General features: G+C 73.3%; 11 protein-coding genes. 8 read left to right on the top strand and 3 right to left on the bottom strand.

Annotated elements, in window-relative coordinates:
* Window positions 1–539 precede the first annotated feature (539 nt).
* The 6 genes from ACWD6P_RS06760 (at window position 540) to ACWD6P_RS06735 (ending at window position 8977) form a co-directional block, all read left to right on the top strand.
* Complete coding sequence (locus ACWD6P_RS06760; protein WP_451442954.1) at window positions 540–3683, top strand: alpha-N-acetylglucosaminidase; 3144 nt, start codon at window positions 540–542, stop codon at window positions 3681–3683.
* Between the two features lie 48 nt (window positions 3684–3731).
* Window positions 3732–3959 carry a DUF397 domain-containing protein gene (locus ACWD6P_RS06755; RefSeq protein WP_451442953.1) on the top strand — a complete coding sequence of 76 codons (228 nt, stop codon included), beginning with the start codon at window positions 3732–3734 and terminating at the stop codon, window positions 3957–3959.
* Between the two features lie 160 nt (window positions 3960–4119).
* Complete coding sequence (locus tag ACWD6P_RS06750) at window positions 4120–6090, top strand: hypothetical protein (protein WP_451442952.1); 1971 nt, start codon at window positions 4120–4122, stop codon at window positions 6088–6090.
* 120 nt (window positions 6091–6210) lie between these two features.
* The gene (locus tag ACWD6P_RS06745; protein ID WP_451442951.1) at window positions 6211–7125 is read left to right on the top strand and encodes a metal-dependent hydrolase; all 915 of its coding nucleotides are present in this window, start codon (window positions 6211–6213) and stop codon (window positions 7123–7125) included.
* 1 nt (window position 7126) lies between these two features.
* On the top strand, window positions 7127–8224 hold the full coding sequence (locus ACWD6P_RS06740; protein WP_451442950.1) for a PDR/VanB family oxidoreductase: 1098 nt from the start codon (window positions 7127–7129) through the stop codon (window positions 8222–8224).
* Window positions 8225–8281: 57 nt separating this feature from the next.
* Entirely contained in the window at window positions 8282–8977 is a 696-nt protein-coding gene (locus ACWD6P_RS06735; RefSeq protein ID WP_451442949.1) for a TetR/AcrR family transcriptional regulator, read from the top strand.
* A 293-nt stretch (window positions 8978–9270) separates the two neighbouring features.
* Here ACWD6P_RS06735 and ACWD6P_RS06730 read toward each other — a convergent pair whose 3' ends face one another.
* Window positions 9271–11490, bottom strand: coding sequence for an NADP-dependent isocitrate dehydrogenase (locus tag ACWD6P_RS06730; protein ID WP_451442948.1), 2220 nt, complete (start codon window positions 11488–11490; stop codon window positions 9271–9273).
* 237 nt (window positions 11491–11727) lie between these two features.
* Between ACWD6P_RS06730 and ACWD6P_RS06725 the strand changes: the two genes are divergently transcribed.
* Complete coding sequence (locus ACWD6P_RS06725; RefSeq protein ID WP_451442947.1) at window positions 11728–12510, top strand: SDR family NAD(P)-dependent oxidoreductase; 783 nt, start codon at window positions 11728–11730, stop codon at window positions 12508–12510.
* Between the two features lie 27 nt (window positions 12511–12537).
* Here ACWD6P_RS06725 and ACWD6P_RS06720 read toward each other — a convergent pair whose 3' ends face one another.
* Both ACWD6P_RS06720 and ACWD6P_RS06715 read right to left on the bottom strand, forming a co-directional pair.
* Entirely contained in the window at window positions 12538–13662 is a 1125-nt protein-coding gene (locus ACWD6P_RS06720) for an amidinotransferase (protein ID WP_451442946.1), read from the bottom strand.
* A 212-nt stretch (window positions 13663–13874) separates the two neighbouring features.
* Complete coding sequence (locus tag ACWD6P_RS06715) at window positions 13875–14765, bottom strand: NAD(P)-dependent oxidoreductase (protein WP_451442945.1); 891 nt, start codon at window positions 14763–14765, stop codon at window positions 13875–13877.
* A gap of 96 nt (window positions 14766–14861) precedes the next feature.
* On the opposite strand from ACWD6P_RS06715, the gene ACWD6P_RS06710 reads away from it, so the two are divergent.
* A complete protein-coding gene (locus ACWD6P_RS06710) occupies window positions 14862–15221 on the top strand; it encodes a winged helix-turn-helix transcriptional regulator (protein ID WP_451442944.1) in 360 nt (119 codons plus the stop codon).
* The last annotated feature ends 63 nt before the right edge of the window (window positions 15222–15284 follow it).

The raw sequence follows: 15284 nt of genomic DNA, 5'->3' as shown, positions 1-15284 counted from the left end.
CGTCCCACGGCGGCTTCTCGCCCGTATAGTCGGCGGCGGTGAGCTCCGCGTAGTCCGGACTGCTTCGCTTTACGTCCGGACACCCTGCCCCTCCGGCCCGCCCCCTCCCGTTGGGGGTGGGAGGAAAGGCTGGTGGGGGGCGCGCCTCGGTGGTCACCTGACGGTCGTCTTTCGGGGCCCGGGGGCTTCGCCCCCGGATTCGGGCCCGCCCCTACCGCCACGGCACGCGGGACCGGGGCTCCCGGCCCCCCTCCTGCCGCAACGGTGATCGGCCACGACGGCGAGGGTCCGGCAGCATCCACGACGGCAGAAGAAATCCCCACCCACAACGGGAGGGGACGGGCCGGAGGGGTAGGGGTGTGGGACGTAAAGCGAAGCAGTCCCACACCCCTGCCCCGGAGGACCGTCACCGGCAGCCGAAAAGCCCCGCGCAGCGGCAACAGCCCGCCGCAGGCGCAACGGCGAGAAACCCCCACGGCGGGACAGCCGAAAACGTGGGCAGCCAAGCCAAGCGCAGCGGACCGGCGGAAGGGAACACCATGACGAAACCATCAAGACGCGCAGTCTTAGGGAGCGCCGGAGCGATCGGCGCGGGGGCGGTGTTCGGCGGGGCCGCGCCGGGCCGGGCCGCTCGCCGGGGGCGGGGGGCGGCGGCGTACGACGTCGCGCCGGCGCGGGCCGCACTGGCGCGGCTGCTGCCCCGGCACGCCGACCAGTTCGCACCGGTGCCGCTCGTGGCACACGGCGGCACCGACCGGTTCCGGGTCGGCGGGCGCGCGGGCCGGATCACCGTCGCCGGGACGACGCCCGCGGTGCTGCTGACCGGCGTCAACTGGTACCTCAAGTACACCTGCCGGGCGCATCTGTCCTGGGCCGGCGACCAGCTGGACCTGCCGGACACGCTGCCCGCCCCGGACGCCCCGGTCGAGCGCGCCACCTCGCTGCCGCACCGCTTCGCCCTCAACGACACCCACGACGGCTACACCGCCCCGTACGCGGACTGGCCGCGCTGGGAGCGGATGATCGACCTGCTGGCGCTGCGCGGGGTGAACGAGGTGCTGGTCACCCCGGGCGCCGAGGCCGTCTACCACCGGCTGCTGACCGACTTCGGCTACTCCGACGCCGAGGCCCGCGGCTGGCTGCCGGCACCCTCCCACCAGCCGTGGTGGCTGCTGCAGAACATGAGTGGTTACGGCGGGCCGATGAGTCGTCAACTCATCGACAAGAGGGGCGAGTTGGGGCGTCGGATCTGTGACCGGCTGCGCGAGATGGGGATGCGTCCGGTGCTGCCGGGCTACTTCGGGACCGTCCCCGGGGGTTTCGCCGACCGCAACCCCGGCGCGCGGACCGTGCCGCAGGGCACCTGGTCGGGCCTGGCCCGGCCCGACTGGCTCGACCCGCGCACGGCGGTCTTCGCCGAGGTGGCCGCCGCCTTCTACCGCCACCAGGAGCAGCTCCTGGGTCCGGCCGACCACTTCAAGATGGATCTGCTGCACGAGGGCGGCGACCCCGGGGACGTACCGGTGGCGGACGCCGCGCGCGCCGTCGAGCGGGCCCTGCGCACCGCCCGCCCCGGTGCCACCTGGGTGATCCTGGGCTGGCAGGACAACCCGCGGCGGGATCTGCTGGACGCCGTCGACCACGACCGGATGCTGATCGTGGACGGCCTCAGCGACCTCGACACCGTCACCGACCGGGAGCGGGACTGGGGCGGGGTGCCGTACGCCTTCGGCTCCATCCCCAACTTCGGCGGCCGCACCACCCTCGGCGCGAAGACGCACATCTGGGCCGAGCGCTTCACCGCCTGGCGCGACAAGCCGGGCAGCAGGCTCGTCGGCACCGCGTACATGCCGGAGGCCGCCGAACGCGATCCGGCGGCCTTCGAGCTCTTCGGGGAACTGGCCTGGCGGGAGCGCCCGGTGGACCGGAGGGAGTGGTTCGACGGCTATGCCGACTTCCGGTACGGCGGTCGCGACGAGGCGGCCCGTGCGGCGTTCGGCGCGCTGCGTACCAGTGCGTATGAGATCTCCAGCAAGGACGGGCGGCCGCACGACTCGGTCTTCGCCGCCCGCCCCAGCCTGGCCGCCCGCTCCGGCACCGTCTACGCCACCCACTCCCCCGCCTTCGACCCGGCCGCCTTCGACACCGCGTTCGCCGCGCTGCTCGGCGTCCGCCCCGCACTGCGCGGCAGCGACGCCTACCGCCATGACCTCACCGACGCCGCCCGCCAGGCCCTGGCCAACCGCTCCTGGCAGCTGATCGGGCAGCTCCAGGACGCCTACCGGCGCAAGGACCGGGCGGCGTTCGGCGCGCTGTCCGGGCTGTGGCTGCGGCTGATGCGGCTGAGCGAGGAGGTCACCGGCGCGCACCGGCGGTTCCTGCTCGGGCCGTGGCTGGCGGACGCCAGGGCGATGGCGTCCGGCGCCGAGGAGGAGGCGCGGCTGGAGCACAGCGCCCGCGCGCTGATCACCACCTGGGCGGACCGGGCCACCTCCGACGGCGGCAGGCTCGCCCATTACGCCAACCGCGACTGGCACGGCCTGATCGGCGACGTCCATCTCCCGCAGTGGCAGGCGTACTTGGACGAGCTGGCGGACGCGCTGGCCGCGGACCGGCCGCCCAAGGCCTTCGACTGGTACGCCATGGAGGAGCCCTGGACCCGCGCGCGGACGAGCTATCCGCTGCGCCCCACCACCGATGCCCACCGCACCGCGCGACGGGTCCACGACACCCTCGCCAGGGCCCCCTACCAGGGCACGGTCACGCTCGCCGCCGATCCGTCCGCGCTGCCGCCGGGCGGCCGCGCCACCGTCACCGCGGCGCTGCGCAACGTCAACGGGCTGCGGGCCACCGGCCGGGTCGACTTCGCCCTGCACGGCCTGGACGCCACCGCCTCCGGTCCGGTGTCCCTGCCGTCCGTCCCGCCCGGCGGCACCGGCCGGGCCCGCTGGCGGGTCACCGCCCCGGCCGGCCCGCCCGAGGAGCCGCTGCGGCCGCTGCCGTACGACCTGGGCGCCGAGTACGGCCCGAAGGGCGAGCCCCGGGTGCGGGCCGTCCGGCAGGGTGCGCTCTTCGTCGCCGGACCGCTCGATGCGGAGCTGGAGACGGTGACGACGAACGCGGCGGTCTTCGGCCAGCTGGGCGACCGCTTCGCGATCAACGGCGCGGGCGCGGACCTCTGGAGGGCCACGGCCGAGTTCGGCGCGCTCTGCCGGCCGGGGGCGCTGGCCGCGGGCGGGTCGGTGACGGTCGAGGTGACCCGGCAGGACCCGACCGGCCCCTGGGCCCGCGCGGGCCTGATCGTCCGCAACCGTCTCGCCACCACGCCCGCCCCGGGCCCGGCGGACGGCCTCGGCTTCCTCAACCTCTCGGTGACCCCCGCCCAGGGCGTCGTGCTGTCCTACGACGCCGACGGCGACGGCGCCCTGGACACCTACCGGCGGCTGGCCGGGGTCACCGCGCCGGTGCTGCTGCGGCTGCGCCGCGGGCCGGACGACGGCACGCGCTCGGGGACGTACACCGGCTCCTGCTCCGCCGACGGCGGCGCAAGCTGGCGCGAGATCGCCACCGTCACCGTCCCCGGCGCGGCCCCGCACCAGGACACCGGTCTGCACCAGTGCGCCGCCAACTCCGCTGCGGGGAACCGCGGTACGGCCGAGTTCCGCCGCTGGAAGCTCACCTGACCATTGCGTACGCTGACCGCAACGGACCACGAGCAAGGGGAATACGGAATGAGTGCCGCAGCTGAGAAGGAGTGGCTCTACGCCCTCGACATCTCCGACGCCACCTGGCAGCGGGCCCCCGGCGAGAGCGAGGAGGCGGTGGAGATCGCCTTCCTGGAGCGCGGCGCGGTCGCCATGCGCAACTCGATGGACCCCGATGTGGTACTGCGCTACACGGAGGGGGAGTGGCGGGCCTTCGTACTCGGCGCGCGGGACGGCGAGTTCGACCTGAAGTAGTAGGAAAACCGGTCGATACGGCAGTCATGCGGCCACCGCGGCCGGTCCCGGCGCGGTGGCCGCGGCCGTGTCCGGCGACCGTGCGGCGCCCCGCCGCGTCACCCGTCGGGGCGCCCCGACACACCGGTGACCATCGCAGGATTCACTCGTTTCACCGAACGTGAATCAGCAGCAGGCGACCTTCTCCCGTCCGGACCGCTCCTCCCCCACCGGCCCTGCCGATCTCGGTGTTGATGTCATCGATGTCGAGCAGGCCGAGGCGGCGCTGGTCGAGCACTACCCCCGGCTGGTCCGGCTGGCCTACCTCGTCCTGCCGTCCGGCCGGAGCCGCGGCCGACGGGTGCTGGCCGCCCATGGCGTGGTGCAGCGCACCCTGCCGCGCCAGCGCGCCCTGGCCCACGGCATCGGCCTGCCCGCCCAGCGGGCCGGTACGGAGACGGCGATCGACCCCGGCTACGCCTTCGTACGGCTGCGGGTCCTGCGCACCGCGCTCGCCGCCGGGCGCACCCGCCGGCTGCCCACCCCGCCGCCCCTGCTCCCCCAGGTCTGGGGCCTGCGCCTCTTCCCGCGCTCGGGCGGCGCCGATGAACTCGCCCTGGACCAGGCGCTGTCGGCGCTGTCCGGGCCGGCCCGGGCGGCGTTCGTGCTGCGCGATCTGGAGCGGCTGAGCGCGCCGGAGGCGCGGCGGGTGCTGGAGGCCGCCGGGGTCGCGGACCCCCGTGCGGCGCTGGACGAGGCGGAGGAGGCCGAGACACCGGCCGGCAGCCGGGACCGGTCGCTGCTGGAGTCGCCGGAGTTCGACGCCTGTGCGCTGCAGGCCCGGCCGACGGATCTGATCCGGCGGCGGCAGCACGGCCGCGCGCTGCTGGCGGCGGGCGCGGCGGTGCTGGTGTGCGGGGCGCTGCTGGGGCTGCCGGGCGAGGGCTGGGGCCCGGAGGGCGCCGCCGCCCCGCCGTACGCACAGAACGCCGCGTCCGAAGCGGCCCTGGATCCGGCCAAGTTGACCATGGCACCGGCGTCCGCCTGGAAGACCGCCGCCCGGCAGGACTTCGCCAGCTGGCCGGCCCGCGGCGACCGCGTCCACGACAAGGCGCTGCTGCGCCGCGCGCTGGCCGTGTGGGCCAGGCCGGGGGCCGGTGTGCCGGTCTCGGCGACCCCCGGCACCCCGGCCGGGCCGGCCGCGGGGCCCGCCCAGCTGCTGTTCGCCGGTGTGGTGGACCACTCGGTCGTGGTGCTCTTCCACGACGGCCTGCGCGTGGTGCGCTACGCCGAGTCCGCGGACGGCGAGGGCCAGGAGGACGGCACGGGCGCGGCACTGGACTTCGCCCGGACGGACGGCGCGGCGGCCGATTCCGCGGGCGCGCTGGTGGTGAGCCGCACCCAGGCCAATGTCCGCTATCTGACGGCTCCTTGGGTGCGGCGGGCGCGGCTGGTCGACCTGCTGAAGCCCGACGCGGCGGGCGAGGCCACCCCCGTCGACGCGCGCGGCGTCACCGCCCCGGTGCCCGCGCCGCGGCCCGTCCAGAAGTGCACGACCTGGCCGGCCCTGCGTCTGGACGGGGATCTGCTGACCGATCTCGGCGAGCTGGCCCCGGCCCGGCTGACGTACGGCGCGCCGCGCGCACCGGGCGCAGTGGCCTCCCCGCAGGCCAGGACGGCCTGGGCGCGGACGGCCTGCCATCTGGGCGCGGTCCGCGGGCAGGGCGTCCGTGCGGTGAACTCCTGGGAGTTCGCCCGGCAGCCGCTGCCCGCCGGTGCGGGCACCGCGGCCTGGCTGTGCACCCGCGCCGAGACCTGGCGCGGGCCGGGGAGCCGGACGATGGCCCAGTTCCAGCCCCCGGCGCCGAGCGGCCGGCCGTATGCGACCGGCACGGTGGCGGCGCGCGCCGAGGACGGTACGTCCTGCGGTCCGCGCGCCCCCCGCGCCCTGGCCGGGGTCCTGTGGAAGGCCGCGGACGGACGGTGGTGGCTGCTGGCGGCGGGCAGCGATCAGGTGACGTCGATCGCCGCGACCGGCGGGGTACGGGCCCAGGCGCCCGGCCGGCTGCTGTCGCTCCCCGCGCAGGCGGGCGACCGGGCGGAGCTGGCGGGCCGGCTGGCGAACGGCAGGAGGATCGAGGCGCTGGGCTGACCGGCCGGGGCGGCGGGGCCGGCCGGGGCCGCCTGGAGCCGGGAGGGGCCGTCGGGAATCCGTCGAGCTTTCGCCCCCCGAGGGGTATCGACATGCCTTACCCATCAGTACATTGACGCCATGTCTAATACGGCCTCGCTGCGGCCCCAGGCGGTCGCGTCCGAGCACATCCCGCTGAAGGCCCGCAACGTCGCCTTCGACTGGGCCGACACCCCCCTGCACTGGATACCCGGCGACCCGGCCAGCACCCACACGATCAATGTGCTGCATCTGCTGCTGCCGGCCGGCGAGCGCTGGTTCGTGCGGGTCTACAAGCAGGTGCTGCCCTACATCCGTGACCCCGAACTCCGCGCGGACGTCATCGGGTTCATCGGACAGGAGGCCATGCACGCGCAGGCCCATGACGAGGTGCTGCCGCACCTCAAGGAGCGCGGGCTGGACCCCACCCCGTACACGGCGCAGGTGGACTGGCTCTTCGAGAAGCTGCTCGGCGACCGGACCCTGCCGCCGGGCCGGGCCCGCAAGTGGTGGCTGCTGGAGCGGGTGGCGACGATCGCCGCCATCGAGCACTACACCGCGTTCCTGGGCGACTGGGTGCTCAACGCCGAGGCGCTGGACGCCAGGGGCGCCGATCCGACGATGCTCGACCTGCTGCGCTGGCACGGTGCGGAGGAGGTCGAGCACCGGTCGGTGGCGTTCGACCTCTTCATGCACCTCGACGGCGGCTACCGGCGGCGGGTGCGCACCTGGGCCACGGCCTTCACCGCCCTGGTCTTCCTGTGGCAGCGCGGCACCCGCTTCTTCATGGAGAACGACCCCTCGCTGATCGACGGCAGGGCCAGCTTCCGGGAGTTCTTCCGCGCCGGACGGCAGGGCGTGCTGCCGACCGCGGGGGCCATGGCGCGCTCCATCCCGCAGTACCTCAGCCGCACCTACCACCCCTCCCAGCACGGCAGCACCGCGCAGGCCGTCGCCTATCTCGCCGGATCCCCCGCCGCGACCGCGGCCGAGGCCCGCACCGCCGGGGGTGTCTGAGATGCCGCGGATGCGCACGGTGGTGGTGGCCGGAGCGGCGCTGCTGGTCGCCCGGCGGGCGCTGCGCCGGCGGGTCAAGGCGTCGCCGCTGTGGCCGATGCCCGCACTGGAGGAGCCCGTCTCGGGGCGGGGCCGCGACGGTGCGGGCCGGCGCGAGGGCGGGCGGCGGCTGACCGTGGCGGAGCGGACGGTGGAGGCCGAAGGGGTGGTACGGCTGCGGCTGGCGGGCGAGGAACTGCCGCAGTGGGAGCCCGGGGCGCATATCGACCTGGTGCTGCCGTCGGGGGCGGTACGCCAGTACTCGCTGTGCGGGGACCCCGCGGCGAGCGGTTCGTACACCATCGCCGCCCGGCTGGTCGAGGACGGCCGGGGCGGCTCGCGCGAGGTGCACGAGCGGCTGCACGAGGGGACGGTGGTGGAGGTGCGCGGACCGCGCAACCGCTTCCCGCTGCGGGACGGCCACGCCTATGTCTTCATCGCGGGCGGCATCGGCATCACACCGATCCTGCCGATGCTGCGGCAGGCCGAGCAGCAGGGCGTGCCGTGGCGGCTGGTGTACGGCGGGCGGTCGCGGGCCTCGATGCCGTTCCTGGCGGAGATCGAGAAGCTCGCGGGGGCCGGCACGGACCGGGTGACGGTGGTCGCCGAGGACGAGGACGGCCGGCCCGACCTCGCGGCGGCGCTCGCCGGCGCGCCCCCGAACGCCGCCGTCTACTGCTGCGGGCCCGAACCGCTGATGGCGGCGGTCGAGGCGCTGCTGCCGGCCGTGACCGCGGGGCTGACGCTGCACACCGAGCGGTTCGCCCCGCCCGCCTCCGCACCGTCCGGCGAGGACGCCCCCTTCGAGGTGGAACTGCGCCGCACCGGCCGTACGGTCACCGTGCCCGCGGACACCAGCGTGCTGCGGGCGCTGCGCGAACAGGCGCTGCCCGATCTGCCGTACTCCTGCGAGCAGGGGTTCTGCGGCACCTGCCAACAGCGGGTGCTGGCCGGTGAGGTGGACCACCGCGACGAGCTGCTGACGGACGCCGAGCGCGACGGTTCGCTGCTGATCTGCGTCTCGCGGGCGCGGGGCGGGGGCCTCGTGCTCGATCTGTGACGATTTCGATTTCCTGCGCGATTCCTTGCCGCGCCCCCGGTCGTTAGGGTGTTCCGTATGACGACCGGGGCGCGCCGCAGGATGGGCGTCGAGGAGCGGCGCGATCAGCTGATCGCGGTGGCTCTCGACCTCTTCAGCCACCGTTCCCCCGAGGACGTCTCGATCGACGAGATCGCCGAGGCCGCCGGTATCTCGCGGCCGCTGGTCTACCACTACTTCCCGGGCAAGCAGCAGCTGTACGAGGCCGCGCTGCGGCGGGCCGCCGAGGAGCTGACGGCCCGCTTCGTGGAGCCGCACGAAGGCCCGCTCGGCGCCCGTCTGTTGCGGGTCATGGAGCGCTTCTTCGACTTCGTGGAGGAGCACGGCCCCGGCTTCTCGGCGCTGATGCGCGGCGGCCCGGCGATCGGTTCGACCCGCACCAGCGCGATGATCGACGGGGTGCGGCAGGCCGCGTACGAGCAGGTCCTCGCCCATCTCGACGTCCCCGACCCCGCCCCGCGCCTGGAGCTGGTGGTGCGCTCGTGGATCTCACTGGCCGAGACCACCGCCCTGCTGTGGCTGGACGGGCGCCGCATCCCGCGTACGGAGCTGGAGCGGCAGCTGGTGCACGACTTCGCGGCGCTGGCGGCGGTCAGCGCCGCGTACGACGAGCGGATGGCGCATGTGGTCCGGCACATGCTGGCCGACGAGCCGGCGGACGGGATGTTCGCGGATCTGGTGGGGCGGCTGATGGAGTTGCCGCAGGCGGTTTAGTCTTCCAGGTCTTTGTCTGCCCTTCCGCTGCGCTTGGCTGCCCGCGTTTTCGGCTGTCCCGCCGTGGGGGTTCGCTGGGTTCGCCTGCGGCGGGCGGTGCCGCTGCGCGGGGCTTTTCGGCTGCCGGTGACGGTCCTCCGGGGCCTGGTGTGTGGACGTAAAGCGAAGCAGTCCACACACCAGGCCCCGGAGGACCGTCACCGGCCCCCGAAAACGCCCCGCGCAGCGGCAACGCCCGCCGCAGGCGAAACAAGCGCAACCCCCACGGCGGGCCAGCCGAAAACCCGGGAAGCTCAGCCCAGCGTCGCGATCGCCTGGTTGAACGTCGCCGACGGGCGCATGACGGCGGAGGCCTTCGCCGGGTCCGGCTGGTAGTAGCCGCCGATGTCGGCCTGCGCGCCCTGGGCCGCGATCAGCTCGTCGACGATGGTCTGCTCCTGCTCGCCGAGCGTCTTGGCGAGGCCCGCGAAGGCCTCCGCGAGCTGGGCGTCGTCGGTCTGCTTCGCCAGCTCCTGGGCCCAGTACAGGGCCAGGTAGAAGTGGCTGCCGCGGTTGTCGATGCCACCGAGCCTGCGGCTGGGCGACTTGTTCTCGCCCAGGAACGTGCCGGTCGCCCGGTCGAGGGTGTCGGCGAGCACCTGGGCGCGCGCGTTGCCCTTCTTCTGGGCGAGGTGCTCGAAGCTGACCGCGAGCGCGAGGAACTCACCCAGGCTGTCCCAGCGGAGGTAGTTCTCCTTGACGAGCTGCTGGACGTGCTTGGGCGCGGAGCCGCCGGCGCCGGTCTCGAACAGGCCGCCGCCGTTCATCAGCGGGACGACGGACAGCATCTTGGCGCTGGTGCCCAGCTCCAGGATCGGGAAGAGGTCGGTCAGGTAGTCGCGCAGGACGTTGCCGGTGACCGAGATCGTGTCCTCGCCGCGGCGGATGCGGTCCAGGGAGAACTTGATCGCGTGGACCGGCGCCATGATCTCGATCTGCAGGCCCTCGGTGTCGTGCTCGCCGAGGTAGGTCCGGACCTTCTTGATCAGCTGCGCGTCGTGCGCGCGGTCCTCGTCGAGCCAGAACACCGCCGGGTTGCCGGTCGCACGGGCGCGGGTGACGGCGAGCTTGACCCAGTCGCGGATCGGCAGGTCCTTGGTCTGGCACATCCGGAAGATGTCGCCGGCGCCGACGGCCTGCTCCAGGACGGCGTTGCCGGCCGCGTCGAGGACCCGCACGGTGCCCGTGACGGGGATCTCGAAGGTCTTGTCGTGGCTGCCGTACTCCTCGGCCTTCTGCGCCATCAGGCCGACGTTGGGCACCGAGCCCATGGTCGAGGGGTCGTAGGCGCCGTGCGCGCGGCAGTCGTCGACGACGACCTGGTAGATGCCGGCGTAGCTGCTGTCGGGCAGGACCGCGAGGGTGTCGTGCTCCTGGCCGTCCGGGCCCCACATGTGGCCGGAGGTGCGGATCATGGCCGGCATGGAGGCGTCGACGATGACGTCGCTCGGCACGTGGAGGTTGGTGATGCCGCGGTCGGAGTCGACCATCGCCAGCTCCGGGCCCTCGGCCAGCTCGGCGTCGAAGGACGCCTTGATCTCGGCGCCCTCGGGCAGCGCCTCCAGGCCCTTGAAGATGCCGCCGAGGCCGTCGTTCGGGGTCAGGCCGGCCGCGGCGAGCGCCTCGCCGTACTTGGCGAAGGTCTTCGGGAAGAACGCCCGGACCACGTGGCCGAAGATGATCGGGTCGGAGACCTTCATCATCGTGGCCTTGAGGTGGACGGAGAACAGCACGCCCTCGGCCTTGGCGCGGGCGACCTGCGCGGTGAGGAACTCGCGCAGCGCGGCGACGCGCATGACGGAGGCGTCGACGACCTCGCCGGCGAGCACGGGTACCGACTCGCGCAGGACGGTGGTGGAGCCGTCGTCGCCCTTGAGCTCGATGCGCAGCGCGCCGGCCTCGGCGATGACCGCGGACTTCTCGGTGGAGCGGAAGTCGTCGTTGGTCATGTGCGCGACGTTGGTCTTGGAGCCGGCGGTCCACTCGCCCATGCGGTGCGGGTTGGACTTGGCGTAGTTCTTCACCGACGCCGGCGCCCGGCGGTCGGAGTTGCCCTCACGCAGGACCGGGTTGACGGCGCTGCCCTTGACCTTGTCGTAGCGGGCGCGGATGTCGCGCTCCTCGTCGGTCTTGGGGTCGTCCGGGTAGTCCGGGAGCGCGTAGCCCTGCTGCTGCAGCTCGGCGATCGCGGCCTTCAGCTGCGGGATCGAGGCCGAGATGTTGGGCAGCTTGATGATGTTGGCGTCGGGCGTCTTGGCCAGCTCGCCGAGCTCGGCGAGGGCGTCGTCGATGCGCTGGCCCTCCTCCAGACGCTCGGGGAAGCTCGCGATGATGCGCCCGGCCAGAGAGATGTCACGGGTCTCCACATTGACGCCCGCCGTCGACGCGTATGCCTGGATCACAGGCAAGAACGAATACGTCGCCAGGGCCGGGGCCTCGTCAGTGTGTGTGTAGATGATGGTCGAGTCAGTCACCGGGTGCTCCGCTCCACGTCTGCAACATTGCTCGACATCAAGATATCTCGTGATCGCCTCCCGCTCGACAGGACCCCGCACCGGATAAATCCGGAGGAAATAGTTCCGATCGCCCTCGGCCGGTGAAACCGCCGCCGCGCTCCGCCGCTCGCCCGGCACGAGGGCGGGCGACCGCGGCCCCGTACGGACCCGGCATGATCACCCCCTACGGGTCGCACACCACCAGGAGGCACCGCAATGACCACCACCGCCGCCTACCTCGACGGGCTCTTCTCGCTCTCCGGCCGCACCGCCCTGGTCACCGGCGGCAGTTCGGGTATCGGCCGGACCATCGCCGAGGCGCTCGGGCGCGCCGGGGCCGCAGTGGTGCTGCTGGCCCGGCGCCCGGAGCCGCTGCGCGCCGCCGCCGCACAGCTGCGTGCCGCGGGCTGTGCGGCAGACTGGATCGACGCGGATCTGGGCGACCGGGAGGCCATAGGCCGGGCCGCGGACGAGATGGCGCGACGGCACGGCGAACCGGACATCCTCGTCCACGCCGCCGGAGTCAACCCCCGTCCGCCGATGGACGAGCTGACCACCTCCGACTGGGACCGCACCATGGCCGTCAACCTCGATGCGCCGTTTCTGCTCGGGCAGCGCTTCGGCCCCGGTATGGCGGAGCGGGGCTGGGGACGGATCATCCACCTCGCCTCCCAGCAGACGATCCGGGCGTTCGGCAACAGCGGGGCGTACGGCGTGTCCAAGGCCGGGGTCAGCGCGCTGGCCCGCTCGCAGGCGGAGGCCTGGTCCCGGCACGGTGTCTGCGTCAACGCCCTCGCGCCCGGCTTCGTCCGCACCCCGCTGACCGAGGAACTGTTCGCCGACCCCGAACGCCCCGCGGCGATGGCGCGTCGGACGATGGCCGGGCGCAACGGCGAGCTCGACGACTTCGCGGGCGCGGCGGTGTTCCTGGCCGGTCCGGGTGCGGCGTTCGTCACCGGGCAGACGCTCTTCGTCGACGGCGGCTTCTCGGTGACGTGACGGCCCTCGCGCCCCTGCGCCACCGCCTCAGAAGTACGACTGCAGGGTGCCCCGGCGCCGGACGTCCGCGGTGGCGCAGTGGAACGAGCCGCCGAAGGTGTTGAAGTTGCGGAAGTTGCAGGGGATCGGCTGGAAGCCGAACTTCTTCATCGCCGCGATCATCGGCTCGTCCTGCGCTTCGACGATCACCCGCTCCTCGTCCAGCATCAGCACGTTCATGTTGATCCACTTGCTGGTCATGTACAGCGGATGCGCATCGGGGATGACGGGGGCGGGTGCGGCCATCACGTCCCAGCCCTTGAACAGCCCGGGCACCTGGGGCACCCGCTCGGGGTGGATGAGCAGCTTGCCCGGCGCCATGGGCACGAGCGTGGCGTCGATGTGCATCGGGTGCGGGTCGTTGAACTCGAACACATGGATGCGGTACTCGTCGCCGAGGTGACGGCGCAGCCACTCGATGCCGAAGTCATTGGTGACATTGCTCTTCTGGGCGATGATGTCGCGCCCGCAGCGCGTGAAGTCGGCCGCGTCGAAGGTCGGCTCGAATTCGGTCACCACCAGCCGCTGCGGGCCGTCCTCGCCGGGGTCGGTCCAGTCCTGGTCGAACTGGTCGTCCGTCAGTTCCGGCTTCGGTGCCGCGGTCCACTTCGCGCCGCCGCGGAAGTACTCCTTCAGCAGCGGCCGGTAGGCGAGGTTCTCGTAGTAGCGGGAGCGCCAGGCCATGGGGCATTCGATGATGTCGTCGCCGACCACGAGAATCGCGTCCCGGGGCATCGCCGCGTACATACCGGTGCTGGTCCAGTCCAGGGTCGTGTACGGCGTGCGCTGGGGAATGGCCTCCGGCCGGCGGACCGTCACCCCCTCGCCCTCCAGGATGTGCACCAGCTCCTCCAACTCGGCGCGGGCGGCGGCGACTTGCTCGGGCGGGAAGGGCCGCCCTGCGTTCTCGCGGAACGCCGCGTGCTGGCCGCCGGGTATCACCGGCGGCAGGGCCTCGTGCCAGGTCGGGAAACTCGCCTCGTCCACAATGCCGACGATCACCTCCTCCAGCGGGTCCCACTCCGTGTACGAGCACACGGGCCCCGGGCCCCCGGTCCGGCCGGACGAGGTGTAGGAGTCACCCGTGTCCACGGGCGGGGTATCGGCGTTCACGCAAGTCGCTCCTCGTTCACATGGTGTGCGGCGGCCGGGGCCCGGCTCCCGCGATCAAGACCAAGATCAAAATCGGGATCATTGAACGCGGAGACCGACCGGGCAGACAAGATCCGCCGATATGTTGGCCGGAACCCGGCCCCTCCCGGCGTACTCGACCCCTCCCGGCGCACTCGGGCGTACCCGGCCCCGGCTCCCGAGCCCCGCTCCCCTCAGGCGCCCCTGAGCAGATCGACCATGCCCGCCAGGCCCTCGTCGCCGTGCCCCTGGGCCACCCGGTGGCGCATCAGCTCCATATAGGGAGCGAGGAGACGGGGATCGACCGACTGCTCCTCCGCCGCGGCCAGCAGCGTGTCATTGCCCGCCGCCATCATGGCGAGATGGGACGTGACGCCCTCGGTGTAGTCGCCGCCGGCCAGCTGGGCGGCGATGGCCTGGGCATTGCCGGCCATGGCGCCGAGCCAGTCCGCGAGCAGGGTGGCGAATCCGGCGAGGTCCAGGTCCGGCTCCGGGCGCACCAGGGCGAAGGCATGGGTGATGCCGGCGAACATGCCGGTCATCGCGCTGAGCAGGGCGATGTCGTGCAGCGCCGCGTGACCGGCGTCCTCGCCGACGAACCGCACCCCGGCGGGGGCCGCCAGCACATCCCGGTGGTCGTCGAACAGGGCGCGGTCGCCGCTGTAGAAGACATAACCGCCGGTCTCCGGCCGGCCGATCATCGGGGGGACGGCCATGATCCCGCCGTCCAGGAAGCGGGCCCCGCGCTCCGCGGCCCAGCGGGCACGCTGCCGGGCCTGGGCGGGGGTGCCGGTGGTCAGGTTGACCAGGTCCTTGCCGTTCAGGTCGGTGCCGTCCAGCGCCTGGCCCACGGAGGCGTCGTCCAGCAGGCACAGGACGACAGGGCCGGTGGCCGAGGCCACCGCCTCGGCCGGGCTGGCCGCCGCCCGGGCGCCCTCGGCCACCAGTGGCGCGGCCTTGCCCGCCGTACGGTTCCAGACGGTCAGCGGGTGTCCCGCGGCGAGCCAGGCGCGAGCGAGCGCGGTGCCCATGTCGCCGAGGCCGAGGAGGGTGACGGGGGTCGGGGAGGTGGTGTGGATGTCCATGCCGATCAGGCTCGTCCGTCCCCGGACCATGATCAAGTACGCACTGTTTTGTGGGTGGTTACCGTAAGGTAAGTGCGTGATCGGGAGGGGGCGGCCATGACCAGGCGGGACACGTATGTGTGCGGCATCGACGCGGCGATCGACGTGGTCGGCGGCAAGTGGAAGGTGCTCATCCTCTGGGCGCTGGACGGCGGGCCCTGCCGGTTCGGCGAGCTGCGGCGCGGTATCCCCGGCGTCACCGAGAAGGTCCTCACCTCCCATCTGCGGGAGTTGGAGGCCGATGGCATCGTCTCCCGGCAGGAGGGGTTCGAGGGAGCGGTACGCCGCGTGACCTACGCCCTCACCCCGCTCGGTGCCTCCCTCAACGAGGCGCTGGGCCCGCTCGGCGCCTGGGGCAGAGAGCACCTCCTCGGTGGCCGGACCGCGCACGACGACGTCTCCGGCCCGGCGCACTGAGCACGGCGGCCGCGTACCCGGTCGATGGGCCGGCCGGTTGACTCTCCCACCATGGGAGACCCG

The organism is Streptomyces sp. NPDC002446, assembly GCF_053595675.1.
This window is presented reverse-complemented; position numbering and strand designations above follow the sequence as displayed.